Origin of the sequence: Burkholderia sp. SIMBA_062 (genome assembly GCF_046534765.1) — a bacterium.
GTDB classification, from domain to species: Bacteria; Pseudomonadota; Gammaproteobacteria; order Burkholderiales; family Burkholderiaceae; genus Burkholderia; species Burkholderia ambifaria.
Genome location: NZ_JAWRYD010000006.1, coordinates 1 through 14,404, shown reverse-complemented (window position 1 = coordinate 14,404; position 14,404 = coordinate 1). Strand labels below are relative to the sequence as shown.

The following is a 14,404-nucleotide window of genomic DNA, read 5'->3' as shown; positions in this document are numbered from 1 at the left end:
GTACCGTTACGCGACCTGCTGGCTCGTCTGCCCGGCCGTCGGCGAACGCCACTGCGCGAGCAGCGTGTTCCACTTCTGGCGCACCGCGCGCAGGTTGTTCTCCTTCACGTGGCCGTAGCCGCGAATGCCGTCCGGCAGCGCCGCGAGCTCGAGCGCGAGCGGGCGGTTGGCCGCGTTGAGCTTGCCGAGCACTTCGCCGATCAGCGCTTCGTACTCGCCGATCAGTGCGCGCTCGGTGCGGCGCTCCTCGGTGCGGCCGAACGGGTCGAGCCCCGTGCCGCGCAGAAACTTCGCCTTCGCGAGCAGCCGGAACGCGGACATCATCCACGGGCCGTACGCCTTCTTCACGAGATGGCCGTGTGCGTCCGTCTTCGCGAACAGCGGCGGCGCGAGGTGGAATTTCAGCTTCCAGTCGCCTTCGAACTGCGACGACAGGCGCGCGAGGAAGGCCGGATCGGACTGCAGCCGCGCGACCTCGTATTCGTCCTTGTACGCCATCAGCTTGAACAGATTGCGTGCGACCGCTTCGGTCAGCGGCTCCTGCACGGCGTCGCCGTCCGCCAGCGCGCGTTCGGCCGCCCGCACCCGGTCGACGAAGGCGGCATAGCGCGCTGCGTACGCGGCATTCTGGTACGCGGTGAGGAACTCCACGCGCTTCGCGATCAACGCATCGACCGCCTTCTTCGTGTGCAGCGCGATCACCGTCGCGCCCTGCGCGGGGCGCGCGTCGCCGGCCGCGGCCTGCTTCACGCTCGCGAGGTCGTGCGCGGCGCGGCGACCCCAGTCGAACGCCGCCCGGTTCTTCTCGACCGACACCGCGTTCAGCTCGATCGCGCGTTCGAGCGACGCGAGCGTGAGCGGCAGCCAGCCTTTCTGCCACGCGTAGCCGAGCACGAACGGGTTCGTGTAGATCGCGTCGCCGAGCAGCGCGACCGCGAAGCGGTTCGCGTCGATGAAGTCGACGGCCGTGCCTGCCGCCGCGCGGATGTCGTTTTCGGCGGACACGCCTGGGAACGCCCAGTTCGGGTTCTTGATGAACTCGGCGGTCGGCGTCTGCGCGCTGTTGACGACCACGCGCGTCGTGTCGTGCCGCATCCGCGACGTGCATTCGTCGCCGGCCGTGACGATCGCGTCGCAGCCGATCACGAGGTCGGCTTCGCCCATCGCGATCCGCGTCGCGTGGATGTCGGTCGGCGCGTGCGAGATCTGCACGTGGCTCATCACGGCGCCGCCTTTCTGCGCGAGGCCCGTGACGTCGAGCACGGTCACGCCCTTGTTCTCCAGGTGCGCGGCCATGCCGAGCAGCGCGCCGATCGTGACGACGCCCGTGCCGCCGACGCCCGTGACGAGCACGCCGTAGGCACGATCGATCGCCGGCAGCGCCGGCTCCGGAATCGGCGGCAGCGCGCCGCCGTCGACCGACACGGCCTTCGGCTTCTTCAACTGGCCGCCCTCGACCGTGACGAAGCTCGGGCAGAAGCCCTTCAAGCACGAGAAGTCCTTGTTGCAGCTCGACTGGTTGATCTGGCGCTTCGTGCCGAATTCGGTTTCAAGTGGCTCGACCGACAGGCAGTTCGACTGCACCGAGCAGTCGCCGCAGCCTTCGCACACCGCGTCGTTGATCACGACGCGCTTGGCCGGATCCGGATACGTGCCGCGTTTGCGGCGGCGGCGCTTCTCGGTCGCGCAGGTCTGGTCGTAGATCAGGATCGTCGTGCCGGCGATCTCGCGCAGCTCGCGCTGCACGTCGTCGAGCTGGTCGCGGTGATGGATCGTCACGCCCGGCGCGAGCAGCGCCTTCTGGCCGTCGTACTTTTCCGGCTCGTCGGTGACGATCACGATCTTCTTCGCGCCTTCGGACGCGAGCTGGTGCGTGATCTGCGGCACCGTCAGCACGCCGTCGACCGGCTGGCCGCCCGTCATTGCGACGGCGTCGTTGTAGAGGATCTTGTAGGTGATGTTCGCCTTCGACGAGATCGCCGCGCGCACCGCCAGCAGGCCCGAGTGGAAATAGGTGCCGTCGCCGAGGTTCGCGAACACGTGCTTTTCGTCCGTGAACGGCGCCTGGCCGATCCACGGCACGCCTTCGCCGCCCATCTGGCTGAAGGTGCTCGTGCTGCGGTCCATCCACACCGTCATGTAGTGGCAGCCGATCCCGGCGATCGCGCGCGAGCCTTCCGGCACGTTGGTCGACGTGTTGTGCGGGCAGCCCGAGCAGAACCACGGCTTGCGCTCCGTCTGCACGTGCGGCTTCGCGAGCGCCATTTCCTTCGCGTTGATCACCGCGAGCCGCGCGGCGATGCGCGCGCGCACGTCGGACGGCAGCTCGAACTTCTCGAGGCGCGTCGCGATCGCCTTCGCGATGATCGCGGGCGACAGCTCGTAGTGCGCGGGCAGCAGCCAGTTGCCCATCGGCACCGACCATTCGCCGCCGGCGCCGTCCTTCTCGTCGAACTTGCCGAATACGCGCGGGCGCTGCGCATCCGGCCAGTTGTACAGCTCTTCCTTGATCGCGTATTCGAGGATCTGGCGCTTTTCCTCGACGACGAGGATTTCGTCGAGACCGCGCGCGAAGGCCTGCGCGCCTTGCGCTTCGAGCGGCCACACGCAGCCGACCTTGTAGAGGCGGATGCCGATCCGGGCGCAGGTTTCGTCGTCGAGGCCGAGGTCGCTCAGCGCCTGGCGCACGTCGAGGTATGCCTTGCCGCCGGTCATGATCCCGAAGCGCGCGGTTGGCGAGTCGATCTCGATCCGGTCGAGCTTGTTCGCGCGCACATAGGCGAGCGCCGCGTACCACTTGTAGTCCAGCAGCCGCGCTTCCTGCACGAGCGGCGGGTCGGGCCAGCGGATGTTCAGGCCGCCTTCCGGCAGGATGAAGTCGGTCGGCAGCACGATCTCGGTGCGATGCGGGTCGATGTCGACCGACGCCGACGATTCGACCACGTCCGTCACGCACTTGAGCGCGACCCACAGGCCCGAGTAGCGGCTCATCGCCCAGCCGTGCAGGCCGAAGTCGAGATATTCCTGCACGTTGGACGGGAACAGCACCGGCAGCCCGCAGGCCTTGAAGATGTGTTCGGACTGGTGCGCGAGCGTCGACGACTTCGCCGCGTGGTCGTCGCCGGCGAGCACCAGCACGCCGCCGTGCCGCGACGAGCCGGCCGAGTTCGCGTGCTTGAAGACGTCGCCGGTGCGGTCCACGCCCGGGCCCTTGCCGTACCACATGCCGAACACGCCGTCGTGCTTCGCGCCGGGGTACAGGTTCACCTGCTGCGAGCCCCACACGGCGGTGGCGGCGAGATCTTCGTTGAGACCGGGCTGGAAGACGATCTGGTGGGCGGCGAGATGCTGCTTGGCCTTCCACAGCGAAAGGTCGAGGCCGCCAAGCGGCGAACCGCGATAACCGGAGATGAAGCCGGCCGTGTTGAGTCCGGCGGCGCGGTCGCGTTCCTGCTGGAGCATCGGCAGGCGCACGAGCGCCTGGATGCCGCTCATGTACGCGCGGCCGCGTTCGAGCGTGTATTTGTCGTCGAGCGTGACGGACTTCAGCGCGGCTTCGAGCGAAGCGCGTTGGTCGGCGTCTAGCGGGGCATTCATTGAACTGTCTCCTCCACCCAGTTTGGGATCACCAAAACTTCAATTGCGTCGACGTCTTGTGAACGTCTCGGCAGTGGCCGGCATATTGGCCGGTTTTAAGCGATGGTAGCACTGGGATAAACCCGTCGCCCACCGGCCGTTTGGCCACGGCGCATCGACGAAACGGCGTGCCGCGATGCGTTACATCATGTAAAAGCATGTAAAGCCGGCCCCATCTTCGTACAAATGCCGTTAATCTTGTCGGCCTGCCGGAGGTGCCCGGCCGCGTCGGCCCGTTTCGACGCAACCGGGGAGGCGCCGGCAGTTTTAAAGGAGGTGCAATGAACACACGTCATATCCAGAGTTTCCTGATCGTGTCCGCGGCGTTTTTCGCGATGACCGGCCCGGTGCACGCGCAAGGCGCGAGCGCACTGGCGGCAGCCGGCGCGCAGATGCGTCAGATCGCGCCGGGGCAGCACGCCGACGCGCAGTCGGCGGGCGAGCGCGCCATCGCAGCGAAGGCGAACGTGCGTTGATCCGTTCGCGCGGCCGCCGGGCCGCGCCGAAACGAGCAGAACGACAAAAGGGCGGGAATCGCAAGATTCCCGCCCTTTTTTCTTGTGCCGCCGATGTGCGCGCGGCCCTCCGCGTCAGGCCTTGTCCTGCACCACGCCGCGGCGGATCTGGTCGAGCTCGATCGATTCGAACAGCGCCTTGAAGTTGCCTTCGCCGAAGCCCTGGTTGCCCTTGCGCTGGATGATCTCGAAGAAGATCGGGCCGATCTGGTTCTCGGTGAAGATCTGCAGCAGCAGGTCGTCGCGGGCGCCGTCGATCAGGATCTTGCGCTTCTTCAGCTCGTCGAGCGATTCGCCGTGGTTCGGCACGCGGCGGTCGACCAGCTCGTAATACGTGTCGATCGTGTCGAGCAGCTTCACTTCCTTGCCGCGCAGGCCGTCGACCGCGCCGTAGATGTCGTTCGTGCCGAGCGCGATGTGCTGGATGCCCTCGCCGTGGTACGCGTCGAGGTATTCCTGGATCTGGCCGGCCGTGTCCGAGCCTTCCTCGTTGATCGGGATCCGGATCTTGCCGCACGGCGACGTCATCGCCTTCGACTTCACGCCCGTCACCTTGCCTTCGATGTCGAAGTAGCGCACTTCGCGGAAGTTGAACAGGCGCTCGTAGAACTCGGCCCATTCCTGCATGCGGCCGCGATGCACGTTGTGCGTCAGGTGGTCGATGTAGGTGAGGCCGTGGCCGGCCGGGTTCGGGTTCGCGCCGGCGATCGGCTCGAAGTCGACGTCATAGATGCTGATGTCGCCGATCGCGCCCGGCTGCGCGCCGTTCTTGCCGCGCCAGCGGTCGACGAAATAGATCAGCGAATCGCCGATGCCCTTGATCGCCGGGATGTTCAGCTCCATCGGGCCCGTCTTGTTGTCGAAGCCCCACGCGCCGAGGTCGAGCGCGTGCTGGTACGCCTTCGCGGCGTCCTGCACGCGGAACGCAATTGCGCAGATCGACGGGCCGTGCAGGCGCGCGAAGCGTTGTGCGAACGAATCGGGTTCGGCGTTGATGATGAAGTTAATGTCGCCCTGGCGGTAGACCGTCACGTCCTTGTGGCGATGGCGTGCGATCGCGGTGAAACCCATCCGCTCGAACAGCTGTCCGAGCGCTTTCGGATCCGGTGCGGTGTATTCGATGAATTCGAAGCCGTCGGTGCCGACGGGATTCTCCCAGTTGGGGATCTGCATGCCGTGTCTCCTGTGTGCTGTGCGAGCGGCCGGGCGAGGTGGGGAGCCCGGCCGGTTTCAAGTCGAAGGTGATGCATGTCGCGGCGCGCGCAACGCATCGTCCATGCGACAAAGTGTAGCGGGCAGGGCGGAGCGTAAACTTGCGAACTTGATTGTCCGTGCCTACGATGGCGCAATTTCAAGTCTCGAAATAATCATCGGAGGGCAGGAAATGGCGCAAGCCGAATTGGATGCCATCGACCGGCGGATCCTCGCGATCCTGCAGGAGAACGGCCGCCTGTCGAACCAGGAGATCGCCGAGCGCGTGAACCTGTCGCCGAGCCCGTGCCTGCGGCGAATCCGGCGGCTCGAGGAAATGGGTGTGATCACCGGCTACGTCGCGCTGCTCGATCCGCAGAAGCTCGGGCTCGACCTGCTCGCCTATGTGAGCGTGCGGCTCGAGAAGCGCGGCGGCCTGGCGCCGGTGCGTGCCGACGAGACGTCGGCGCGCGCGGGCGCGACCCACGCGGAACTGTTCCGCGCGGCCGTGCAGACCTGGCCGGAAGTGGTCGCGTGCCATGCGATGACGGGCGACATGGATTACCTGCTGCGCGTGCAGGTCGAGGACATGGCGCACTTCTCCCGCTTCGTGCAGGAGCATTTGCTGCACCATCCGTCCGTGATCGACGTGAAGACGAGCTTCTCGCTCGAGTGCTTCAAGGAGACGACGGCGTTGCCGATCCGGTCGGTGCGCTAGCGCGCGGCGCCGGAAGAAGGGGGCGAGGAAGGACCGGGCGCCCCGCGGGGCAACCCGGTCGGCCAATGTCAGGCCGTCAGCGCGGCGGGCATCAGCGATTCGAGGAACTTCGACGTGCGGTGCGTCTGGCGCTTCAGCGCATAGTCGAACACCGCGGCCTGTTCCTGCAGCATCTCGGCGAGGATCGTCGAGTGGTCGGCCGGCGGCAGCGACAGGTACGCATCGGCTTCGCCGTACGCGTATTCGATCCGCATTCCGGACTTCTTCGCGATGTGCATCATCGTCGCGTTGCGCGACAGGCAATGCATGTACAGCATCGTCACGTGGGTGTTGCGGCTGCGGATCGCCGCGCGCTCGAACAGCTTCGAGCCGACGCCGCGGCCGCGGGCGCTTTCGAGCACCGACACGCCGAATTCGGCCGTGCGCTTGTCGCCTTCGACCGGCAGGTACGCCAGATGGCCGACGCCAATCAGTTCGAGCGCATGGTCGAACACGCCGAATACGGTGTCGCGGCCGAAGTCGATCGTCCGGACATAGTTCTCGATCACGTGGTCGGGCACCATTTGGCCGAAGCGCAGCAGGCGGTCCTCTTCGTCGAGCGAGAGAAAGTGGGTGAGCATGCGCTCACGGTCTTTGGAAGCCAGTTCCCTGACGAGAACCGGCGCAGTACCGGCGTGGCCGACGGCATCGGCACGGCGGTTGGGTTGCGTGTTCATCGTGGGTTCCTCAGTGTGTAGCTGCACAAGTGTGTTGTGCGACGCAACGCATTTTACCCGAGCGGGGTTGGGGAAAACCCGTATTTGACGTTATTTGTCCTGAGTGGAAATTCTAAATCCGCTTAGTTCATTTTCTATCTATTTGATTTTTAACGGATAAAAAATTCATCATATGAAATGCGCGGCGGCATGTCGCAGTGTGCCCGCCACGCAACGCATGCTGCTGCGCGGCAATCAGGCGCCGGGCGACAGCCCGCGCTCCATCAGATCGATCACCTGTTCGGCGAAGTCGCGGTAGCCGAGGCGGCCGCCCGGCTTGAGCCACGTGAACGTCCAGTTGATCATCCCGAACACCATCATCGTGACCGACGTCTGGTTTTCCTTGGAGATGCGGTCCGGATAGGCGCGCGCGAGCTGGCGCGCGAATGCCGCGACGATGTCGCGCTGGCGGTCCAGCACGATTTCGCGCTGCGCATCCTCCAGATACTTCACGTCGTTGAGCAGCGCGACGTGGCGGCTGTGCGAGGTCTCGTACTCGGCGAGGAAGGCCCGCACCAGTTCGGCGAACGCGTCGCGCTCGCTGAGGCCGCGCCGCTGGCTTGCGCCTTCGACCTCGGCGATGATCAGCATCAACCGTTTCGTGTAGCGGTCGAGCAGGTCGAACAGGATCGCTTCCTTGCTCTCGTAATAGTGATAGAGACGCGCCTTCGACGTGCCGCTCGCGGTCGCGAGATCGGACATCGACGTGCTCGGATAGCTCGTTTGCGCGAATTTCTCGGCGGCGAGATCGAGGATCTGCTCGCGCTGGGATTCGTGGTCGGGCGCTCGGGTACGGGCCATGGTCGAATGCGAAAGAGTAGCGTTAGCGGGGCGCGGCTGGCGCGCGTACCTGCGTGAAAGAGAGGGCGGCCGGCGCGTCGTCCTGCAGCTCGAGGCGGCCGGCTGCCGCGAGCTCGCGGCAGCGCCACCACGCGATCGAGTCGCTGACGAACAGCCCGCCGCGGTCCGCGCCGGCCATGATGCCGCCGACGACGCGTTGCGCGGGCTGCCAGCCGGTTTCCGCGTGCGCGGCGATCAGTGCGTCGAGGTCGGCGTACTGGCCGCTCTTGATCGTGTTGCTCACCCAGTAGCGCAACTCGGCATTCAGGTGCTTGGCTTCCTGCCATTCGAGCGCGAGGCGGCCGATGCGCAGCACCGAGACCGGCGCGGCCATCGGCCGTTTGCGGGCGAGCGCCGCCGGCGAGAACATCCCGGTCGAACATGCCTGGTCGGTGCGGGTCAGCGCCGCGCGCTGCGGCGCGTCGAGGTCGGCGGCCGACAGCCGCACCTCGTTCAGGCGCTGCGGCACGTTGCGCAGGTAATAGGCGACGCGGCGTAGCAGCAGTTTGTCGCCGACGCTCGGCGCGTGCCAGACGACCACCTGGTCCGTCTCCATCGCGAGCTGGTCGAGGCGGGCGAACTCGCCTTCGATTTCCGCGTTCCAGTCGGGAATCCGATCGCCGAGCACGCGCTGCCAGAAGGCGGCGCGCGTGTCGGGCGTCTCGTCGGCGCCCTTCAGCGGCCCGACCGCGAGATCGTCGAGCAATCCGACGACGCGCTCGTCGCGTCCGGCTTGCGCGAGCGCCTCGCGCAGCGACGCGGCGGCGGTGCCGCCCTGAATCACGTGAATGGTACTCATCGGCCTGTCATCACACAAAAGAAAACCGCCGGACGGGCGGACGCGATGACGTCCAGCCGGCCGGCGGCCCCTAGTGTAAGCGAGATGTGTGACGACGAGAAACCGGCACGCCGCGCCGGTACGACGCCGTTCAACGCTCGTCGAAGCTTACGACGACCTTGTCGCTGATCGGGTGGCACTGGCACGTGAGCACGAAGCCGTCCTTCACTTCGTGTTCCTCGAGCGTGTAGTTCTTTTCCATCCGCACTTCGCCTTCGACCACCTTCGCGCGGCACGTGCAGCACACGCCGCCCTTGCACGCGTAGGGCAGCGCGAGGCCCGCGCGCAGGCCGACGTCGAGCAGGCTCACGCCTTCGTACGGCAGACGCAGCTTGCGCTTCTTGCCGTCGAGCACGATTTCGAGGTCCGCGGCCGGCGTCGTGTCGGTGATTTCGACGACGGGTGCGCCGGCCTGCGGCAGCGGCGTGCCGAAGCGTTCGACATGCACCTTCGCCTGCGGCACGCCGGCAGCCTTCAGCGCGGCTTCGGCTGCGTCCATCATCGGCGCTGGGCCGCAGATGAACGCTTCGTCGATCGCGTCCGCCGGCATCAGCGTGGCGAGGAATTCCGCGCATTTCGCCTGGTCGAGGACGCCATTGAACAGCTCCACGTCCTGCTGGTCGTCCGACAGCACGTGATACAGGACGAAGCGGTTCATGTAGCGGTTCTTCAGGTCCTCGAGCTCCTCCGCGAACATGATCGCGTCGACGCTGCGGTTGCCGTAGATCAGCGTGAACGTGCTGCGCGGTTCGAGCTCGAGCGTCGTCTTCACGATCGCGAGCACCGGCGTGATGCCCGACCCGCCGGAGAACGCGACGTACTGCTGGCCGTGATCGGCGTTCAGGTGCGTGAAGAAGCGGCCGTCCGGCGTCATCACGTCGATCGTGTGGCCCGGCTTCAGCGTGTCGAACGCGAAGTTCGAGAAACGGCCGCCGCGCACGCGCTTGATGCCGATGCGCAGTTCGCCGTCACGGTCGTAGTCGGTCGTGCCGACACAGATCGAGTACGAGCGACGTGTTTCCTCGCCGTCGATATGGGTCTTCAGCGTGACGAACTGGCCCTGCGTGAAACGATACGCGTCGCGCAGCTCCGGCGGCACGTCGAAGGAGACGGTAACGGCGTCGGCGGTCTCGGGGCGCACGTCGCGGATACGCAGCGGGTGAAATTGCGGAGTCGCCATGATCAATAGGGTTTGAAGTAGTCGAAGGGTTCGCGGCAGTCGACGCAGCGATACAGCGCCTTGCAGGCCGTGGACGCGAATTGCGCGAGACGCTCGGTGCGGGCTGAGCCGCAGCGCGGGCAAGCGGGCGCCGCGACCGGCCGCGGCACGAAACGCACGACGGTTTCGCGTGGCGCCGCGCTGCCGCACTGACCGACGGGCGGCGCGATGCCGTAGGCGCGCAGCTTCTCGCGCGCTTCCTGCGTGATCCAGTCGGTCGTCCACGCGGGCGCGAGCACCGTCTCGATCCGGTGCGGCGGCAGGTCGGCGGCCTGCAGCGCGGCTGCGATGTCCTCGGCGATCTGCGACATGGCCGGACAGCCGGAGTAGGTCGGCGTGATCACGACTTCGAGCAGGCCGTCGTCCGCGCGACGGACGTCGCGCAGGATGCCGAGCTCGCGAATCGACACGACCGGGATTTCGGGATCGGGCACCGCTTCGAGCACATCCCACGCACGCGCGAGCAATGGATCGTGGCGGTGCGCGGCGGGCGCGGCGTCGGCGGGTGTGGCGGTCTGGACGGACATCGTCGGGCTCCGTTGGGTCGGCCGGTTACCAGTTCGCGCCGGGGTGCTGGCGCGCGAGGCTCTGCATTTCCGCGAGCAGGTAGCCCATGTGCTCGGAGTGCTCGCCCCGCTTGCCGGTCGTCACGTGCTGGACGGGCGCCGGCATGGTGAGCGTCGCCTCCGCGAGCGCATCGTCCACGTCCGCGCGCCACGCAGCTTCGAGCGCGGCCGGAGCCGGGCCGATGCCCGGTGCGGCGACGGCGTCGTCGATTGCGTCGGCCGCGAAGAATTCGCGCGTGTACGGAATCAGGTAGTCGAGCGCGGCCTGCGCGCGGCGATGCGATTCGTCGGTGCCGTCGCCGAGGCGCACCAGCCATTCGCGCGCGTGCTGCACGTGATAGCGGGTCTCCTTCACCGATTTCGCGGCGATCGCGGCGAGGTGCGCGTCCGTCGACGTTTCGAGCGCCGTCCACACGTGCAGCATCAGCGTCGCGTAGAGGAAGTTGCGCACGATCGTCACCGCGTAGTCCTTGTCGGCGTGCGCGGTGCCGGCTATCGGGCCGTAGTGCGGCAACTCGGCGAGCGTGAAGTTCGCGAATTCGCGCTCGGTGCGGAAGTACGCGTAATCGTCTTCCGTCTTCGCCGCGCCGTTGAGCTGGCGCTCGAGTTCGGCTGCGTGCGTATACAGCATGCGGGCCTGGCCGATGAGGTCGAGGCTCATGTTGGTGAGCGCGATGTCTTCCTCGAGGATCGGGCCGTGGCCGCACCATTCGGCGTTGCGCTGACCGAGGATCAGCGCGTTGTCCGCAAGGCGCAGCACGTAGGAGAGGTGTTCGGGCGTGATCGTCATGGCGCGGGCGTTACATGTGGTTGACTTCGTCGGGCAGTGTGTAGAACGTCGGGTGACGATAGATCTTGTCGCCCGCCGGTTCGAACAGCTCGGCCTTCTCGGCCGGATCCGACGCGGTGATCGCCGACGACGGCACCACCCAGATGCTCACGCCTTCCTGGCGGCGCGTATAGACGTCGCGCGCCATGCGCAGCGCCATCGACGCGTCGGCCGCGTGCAGGCTGCCGCAATGCTTGTGGTCGAGGCCCTGCTTGCTGCGCACGAACACTTCCCAGATCGGCCATTCCTTCTTCATCACTCTCTCCTGAATCCTGTATTCGATGGTTGCCGCTCAGGCGGCGTGCTGTTCGGCGCGGGCGCGGCGCTTTGCTTCGTGCGCGAGCGCGGCTTCGCGTACCCACGCGCCGTCGTCGTGCGCCTTCACGCGGGTCGCGAGGCGTTCCTTGTTGCAAGGGCCGTCGCCGTTGACGACGCGCCAGAATTCATCCCAGTCGATCGTGCCGTAATCGTGGTGGCCGCGCGCCTCGTTCCATTTCAGGTCCGGATCGGGCAGCGTCACGCCGAGTACCTTCGCCTGGTCGACCGTCGCGTCGACGAACTTCTGCCGCAGGTCGTCGTTCGAGATCCGCTTGATGCCCCACTTCGCGGATTGGCTGCTGTGGACCGAATCGGCGTCGCTCGGGCCGAACATCATCAGCACCGGCCACCACCATCGGTTCACGGCCTGCTGGACCATCGCGCGCTGCGCGTCGGTGCCCTTCATCATCGACAGCAGCGCATCGAAACCCTGGCGCTGGTGGAACGACTCTTCCTTGCACACGCGGATCATCGCGCGCGCATACGGGCCGTACGTGCAGCGGCACAGCGGAATCTGGTTCATGATCGCGGCGCCATCGACGAGCCAGCCGATCACGCCGACGTCGGCCCAGGTCGGCGTCGGGTAGTTGAAGATGCTCGAGTATTTCGCCTTGCCGGCGTGCAGCGCGTCGATCAGCGAATCGCGCGATACGCCGAGCGTTTCGGCTGCGCTGTAAAGATAGAGGCCGTGGCCGGCTTCGTCCTGGACTTTCGCGAGCAGGATCGCCTTGCGCTTCAGGCTCGGCGCGCGCGAGATCCAGTTGCCTTCCGGCAGCATGCCGACGACTTCCGAGTGCGCATGCTGCGAGATCTGGCGGACCAGCGTCTTGCGATAGGCGTCCGGCATCCAGTCCTGTGGTTCGATCTTGCCGTCCGCGGCCATGACCGCGTCGAACCGCGCTTGCTCGGGCGACTCGGCTGGGGCGTCCAGCGGCGCGACGTTGCGGGGGATGTCGAGGGATTGCGTGTACATGGCGGAGATTCCCGTCCGGTTGAATGTGTGCGAAGTATAAACCAACCGACCGGTCGGTTAATAAATTTCTTGTGCATTTGCGGCGGGACTCGGGTAAACGAGCGGCGTTGGGGTGCGATCGCTGCGCGGGAAGGCGGTTCGGCGCGTGTGATCGGCGGCTTCTGCGGCACAATGCCCGCTTTCCGATGAGGATTTCGCCGATGTCATTTCGAAGCAGCTTCGTCGCGACCGTGCTGGGCGCGTCCATGTTCCTGTCGCCGCTGGCGGCTTCGGCCGCGCCCGCGCCGGCCGGGTGGGTCGCCGCGTGGGCGACTGCCTTGCAGCCGATTCCCGACCTGGCTGCGCCGCCGCCGCTCTATCGTGCGCCGGACGTGGCCGGGCGGACCGTTCGGCAGATCGTCTATCCGACCGTATCGGGACATGCCGCGCGGATTCGCGTGAGCAATGCATACGGTCGCGCGCCGCTGGTGATCGACGCTGCGGGTCTTGCGCGCGCGGGTGACGGTGCGGCGCTTGCCGATGGGGCGAGCACGGCCGTGCGCTTCGGCGGGAAAGTATCGGTGACGCTCGGGCCGGGCGAGGAGCTCGAAAGCGACCCGGTGACGATCGACGTGACGGCCGGGCGGCCGTACGCGATCAGCCTGCGGATGGGGGCGAACCAGCGGATGACCGTGTGGCACCGTGTTTCCAACCAGTTCAATTACGTATCGACGCCGGGCGATCACGTGAACGACCCGGGTGCCGACGCATTTCGCACGCGCTTTACCCAGTATGCGTGGGTGACCGAATTGGCCGTCGAGGCCGGTGCCGGTCGGGCGAGTGTCGCGGCGATCGGAGACTCGATCACCGACGGGCTGCGCTCCAGCCTGAACCGCAACCGTCGTTGGCCGGACGCGCTGTCGCTCCGGCTGGCCGCGGCAGGTTCGAATACGCTCGGCGTGGTGAATCTCGGGATCAGCGGCAACCGGCTGCTCAGCGATTCGGCGTGTTACGGCACGTCGCTCGCGTCGCGGTTCGAGCACGATGCGCTTTCGCGCGCGGGGGTGAAGGCGGCGATCGTGCTGATCGGCATCAACGACATCAACTTCGCGGCGATGCCGCCGCGCGCGGGGCTCGATTGTGACAGCCCGCATACGCAGGTCACGGCTGCATCGCTGATCGACGGCTACCGCCGGTTGATCCAGGCCGCGCACCGCCAGGGCGTGAAGGTCTTCGGTGCAACGCTCACGCCTGCGGCATTGCCGGCCGGGCGCGAGGCGATCCGGCTCGAGGTGAACCGGTGGATTCGGAGCGGCGGTGGGTTCGACGGCGTGGTCGACTTCGACGCTGTGCTGCGCGATCCGGCGCGCCCAAGCGTGCTGCTGCGCCGATACGACAGCGGTGACGGCATTCATCCGAGCGACGCCGGCTACACGGCGATGGCCGACGCGGTGCCGATGGAGCGGCTGCAGGCCGCGGCTGGCGGCAAGTGAAATCGCCTAATACATATATAGAGACGCATATATAGAGAGCGTGCGACCAGCTACCGGCTGCTTGCGGATCGCGGGTGGTGGTGCGTAGTCCGTCGACCCCCCAGCCCCCGTGCGCGGCAGCGCCCGGGGGCTTTTTCAAAATATTTTCACAAGGGGGCTTGCGAAGACGGGATGGGGTGCTTAGAATCACGCCTCTTTCGCGCTAACGGAAACGCAGCGCGGGAGGAAGGGAAGCGGTGCTGTCGAGGGTGGGTTGCAGGAGCCCCGGCGCACACGAAGTTGAACCCCGCCGTCGCAACGAAGCAGTTCAGAAAGTTGTTGACGAGCGAAGAAGGATGGTTCATAATTCCGCTTCTCTGCTGCTGAAAACGCAGCGCTGCTGGGAAACAGAAGGTTTCTCGCAGAATGCTCTTTAAAAATTAACAGCCGATAAGTGTGGGCGCTTGATGGAAGCGAACTGATCCTCGGATCAGATAGCGAAAGTATCAAGAGTCTCACACTAAAGTAAGTCAGGTTTATGAAGTGATTCATATT

General features: G+C 66.2%; 14 protein-coding genes. 3 read left to right on the top strand and 11 right to left on the bottom strand.

What is annotated here, in order from left to right; all coding sequences use genetic code 11:
* Positions 1-6 precede the first annotated feature (6 nt).
* Positions 7-3,597, bottom strand: coding sequence for an indolepyruvate ferredoxin oxidoreductase family protein (locus tag SB786_RS08000; RefSeq protein WP_410727021.1), 3,591 nt, complete (start codon positions 3,595-3,597; stop codon positions 7-9).
* Positions 3,598-3,917: 320 nt separating this feature from the next.
* Here SB786_RS08000 and SB786_RS07995 point away from each other — a divergent pair, with 320 nt between their 5' ends.
* Positions 3,918-4,112, top strand: coding sequence for a hypothetical protein (locus SB786_RS07995; RefSeq protein WP_410727020.1), 195 nt, complete (start codon positions 3,918-3,920; stop codon positions 4,110-4,112).
* Positions 4,113-4,226: 114 nt separating this feature from the next.
* Here the strand turns inward: SB786_RS07995 and hppD are convergent, their stop codons facing one another.
* Complete coding sequence (gene hppD, locus SB786_RS07990; RefSeq protein ID WP_006752461.1) at positions 4,227-5,324, bottom strand: 4-hydroxyphenylpyruvate dioxygenase; 1,098 nt, start codon at positions 5,322-5,324, stop codon at positions 4,227-4,229.
* Positions 5,325-5,535: 211 nt separating this feature from the next.
* On the opposite strand from hppD, the gene SB786_RS07985 reads away from it, so the two are divergent.
* Complete coding sequence (locus SB786_RS07985; RefSeq protein ID WP_006757887.1) at positions 5,536-6,060, top strand: Lrp/AsnC family transcriptional regulator; 525 nt, start codon at positions 5,536-5,538, stop codon at positions 6,058-6,060.
* Between the two features lie 68 nt (positions 6,061-6,128).
* Here the strand turns inward: SB786_RS07985 and SB786_RS07980 are convergent, their stop codons facing one another.
* The 8 genes from SB786_RS07980 to paaA all read right to left on the bottom strand — a co-directional run bounded on the left by SB786_RS07980 (position 6,129) and on the right by paaA (position 12,398).
* Positions 6,129-6,776, bottom strand: coding sequence for a GNAT family N-acetyltransferase (locus SB786_RS07980; RefSeq protein ID WP_410727019.1), 648 nt, complete (start codon positions 6,774-6,776; stop codon positions 6,129-6,131).
* A 234-nt stretch (positions 6,777-7,010) separates the two neighbouring features.
* On the bottom strand, positions 7,011-7,616 hold the full coding sequence (locus tag SB786_RS07975; protein ID WP_006757885.1) for a TetR/AcrR family transcriptional regulator: 606 nt from the start codon (positions 7,614-7,616) through the stop codon (positions 7,011-7,013).
* A gap of 22 nt (positions 7,617-7,638) precedes the next feature.
* Positions 7,639-8,454, bottom strand: coding sequence for a DUF1835 domain-containing protein (locus tag SB786_RS07970; RefSeq protein ID WP_410727018.1), 816 nt, complete (start codon positions 8,452-8,454; stop codon positions 7,639-7,641).
* A 130-nt stretch (positions 8,455-8,584) separates the two neighbouring features.
* Positions 8,585-9,673: a 1,2-phenylacetyl-CoA epoxidase subunit PaaE gene (gene paaE, locus SB786_RS07965; protein WP_006757883.1), complete on the bottom strand. Its 1,089-nt coding sequence runs from the start codon at positions 9,671-9,673 to the stop codon at positions 8,585-8,587.
* Between the two features lie 2 nt (positions 9,674-9,675).
* A complete protein-coding gene (gene paaD, locus SB786_RS07960) occupies positions 9,676-10,239 on the bottom strand; it encodes a 1,2-phenylacetyl-CoA epoxidase subunit PaaD (RefSeq protein ID WP_410727017.1) in 564 nt (187 codons plus the stop codon).
* 25 nt (positions 10,240-10,264) lie between these two features.
* Positions 10,265-11,068: a 1,2-phenylacetyl-CoA epoxidase subunit PaaC gene (paaC, locus tag SB786_RS07955; RefSeq protein ID WP_410727016.1), complete on the bottom strand. Its 804-nt coding sequence runs from the start codon at positions 11,066-11,068 to the stop codon at positions 10,265-10,267.
* Between the two features lie 10 nt (positions 11,069-11,078).
* Entirely contained in the window at positions 11,079-11,363 is a 285-nt protein-coding gene (paaB, locus tag SB786_RS07950; RefSeq protein WP_410727015.1) for a 1,2-phenylacetyl-CoA epoxidase subunit PaaB, read from the bottom strand.
* Positions 11,364-11,399: 36 nt separating this feature from the next.
* Entirely contained in the window at positions 11,400-12,398 is a 999-nt protein-coding gene (gene paaA / locus SB786_RS07945) for a 1,2-phenylacetyl-CoA epoxidase subunit PaaA (protein ID WP_410727014.1), read from the bottom strand.
* A 200-nt stretch (positions 12,399-12,598) separates the two neighbouring features.
* Between paaA and SB786_RS07940 the strand changes: the two genes are divergently transcribed.
* Positions 12,599-13,870, top strand: a complete 1,272-nt coding sequence (locus tag SB786_RS07940) for an SGNH/GDSL hydrolase family protein (protein WP_410727013.1) — start codon at positions 12,599-12,601, stop codon at positions 13,868-13,870.
* Between the two features lie 186 nt (positions 13,871-14,056).
* Here SB786_RS07940 and SB786_RS07935 read toward each other — a convergent pair.
* On the bottom strand, positions 14,057-14,404 hold a 348-nt coding region (locus tag SB786_RS07935; RefSeq protein ID WP_410727012.1), incomplete at its 5' end, for a hypothetical protein.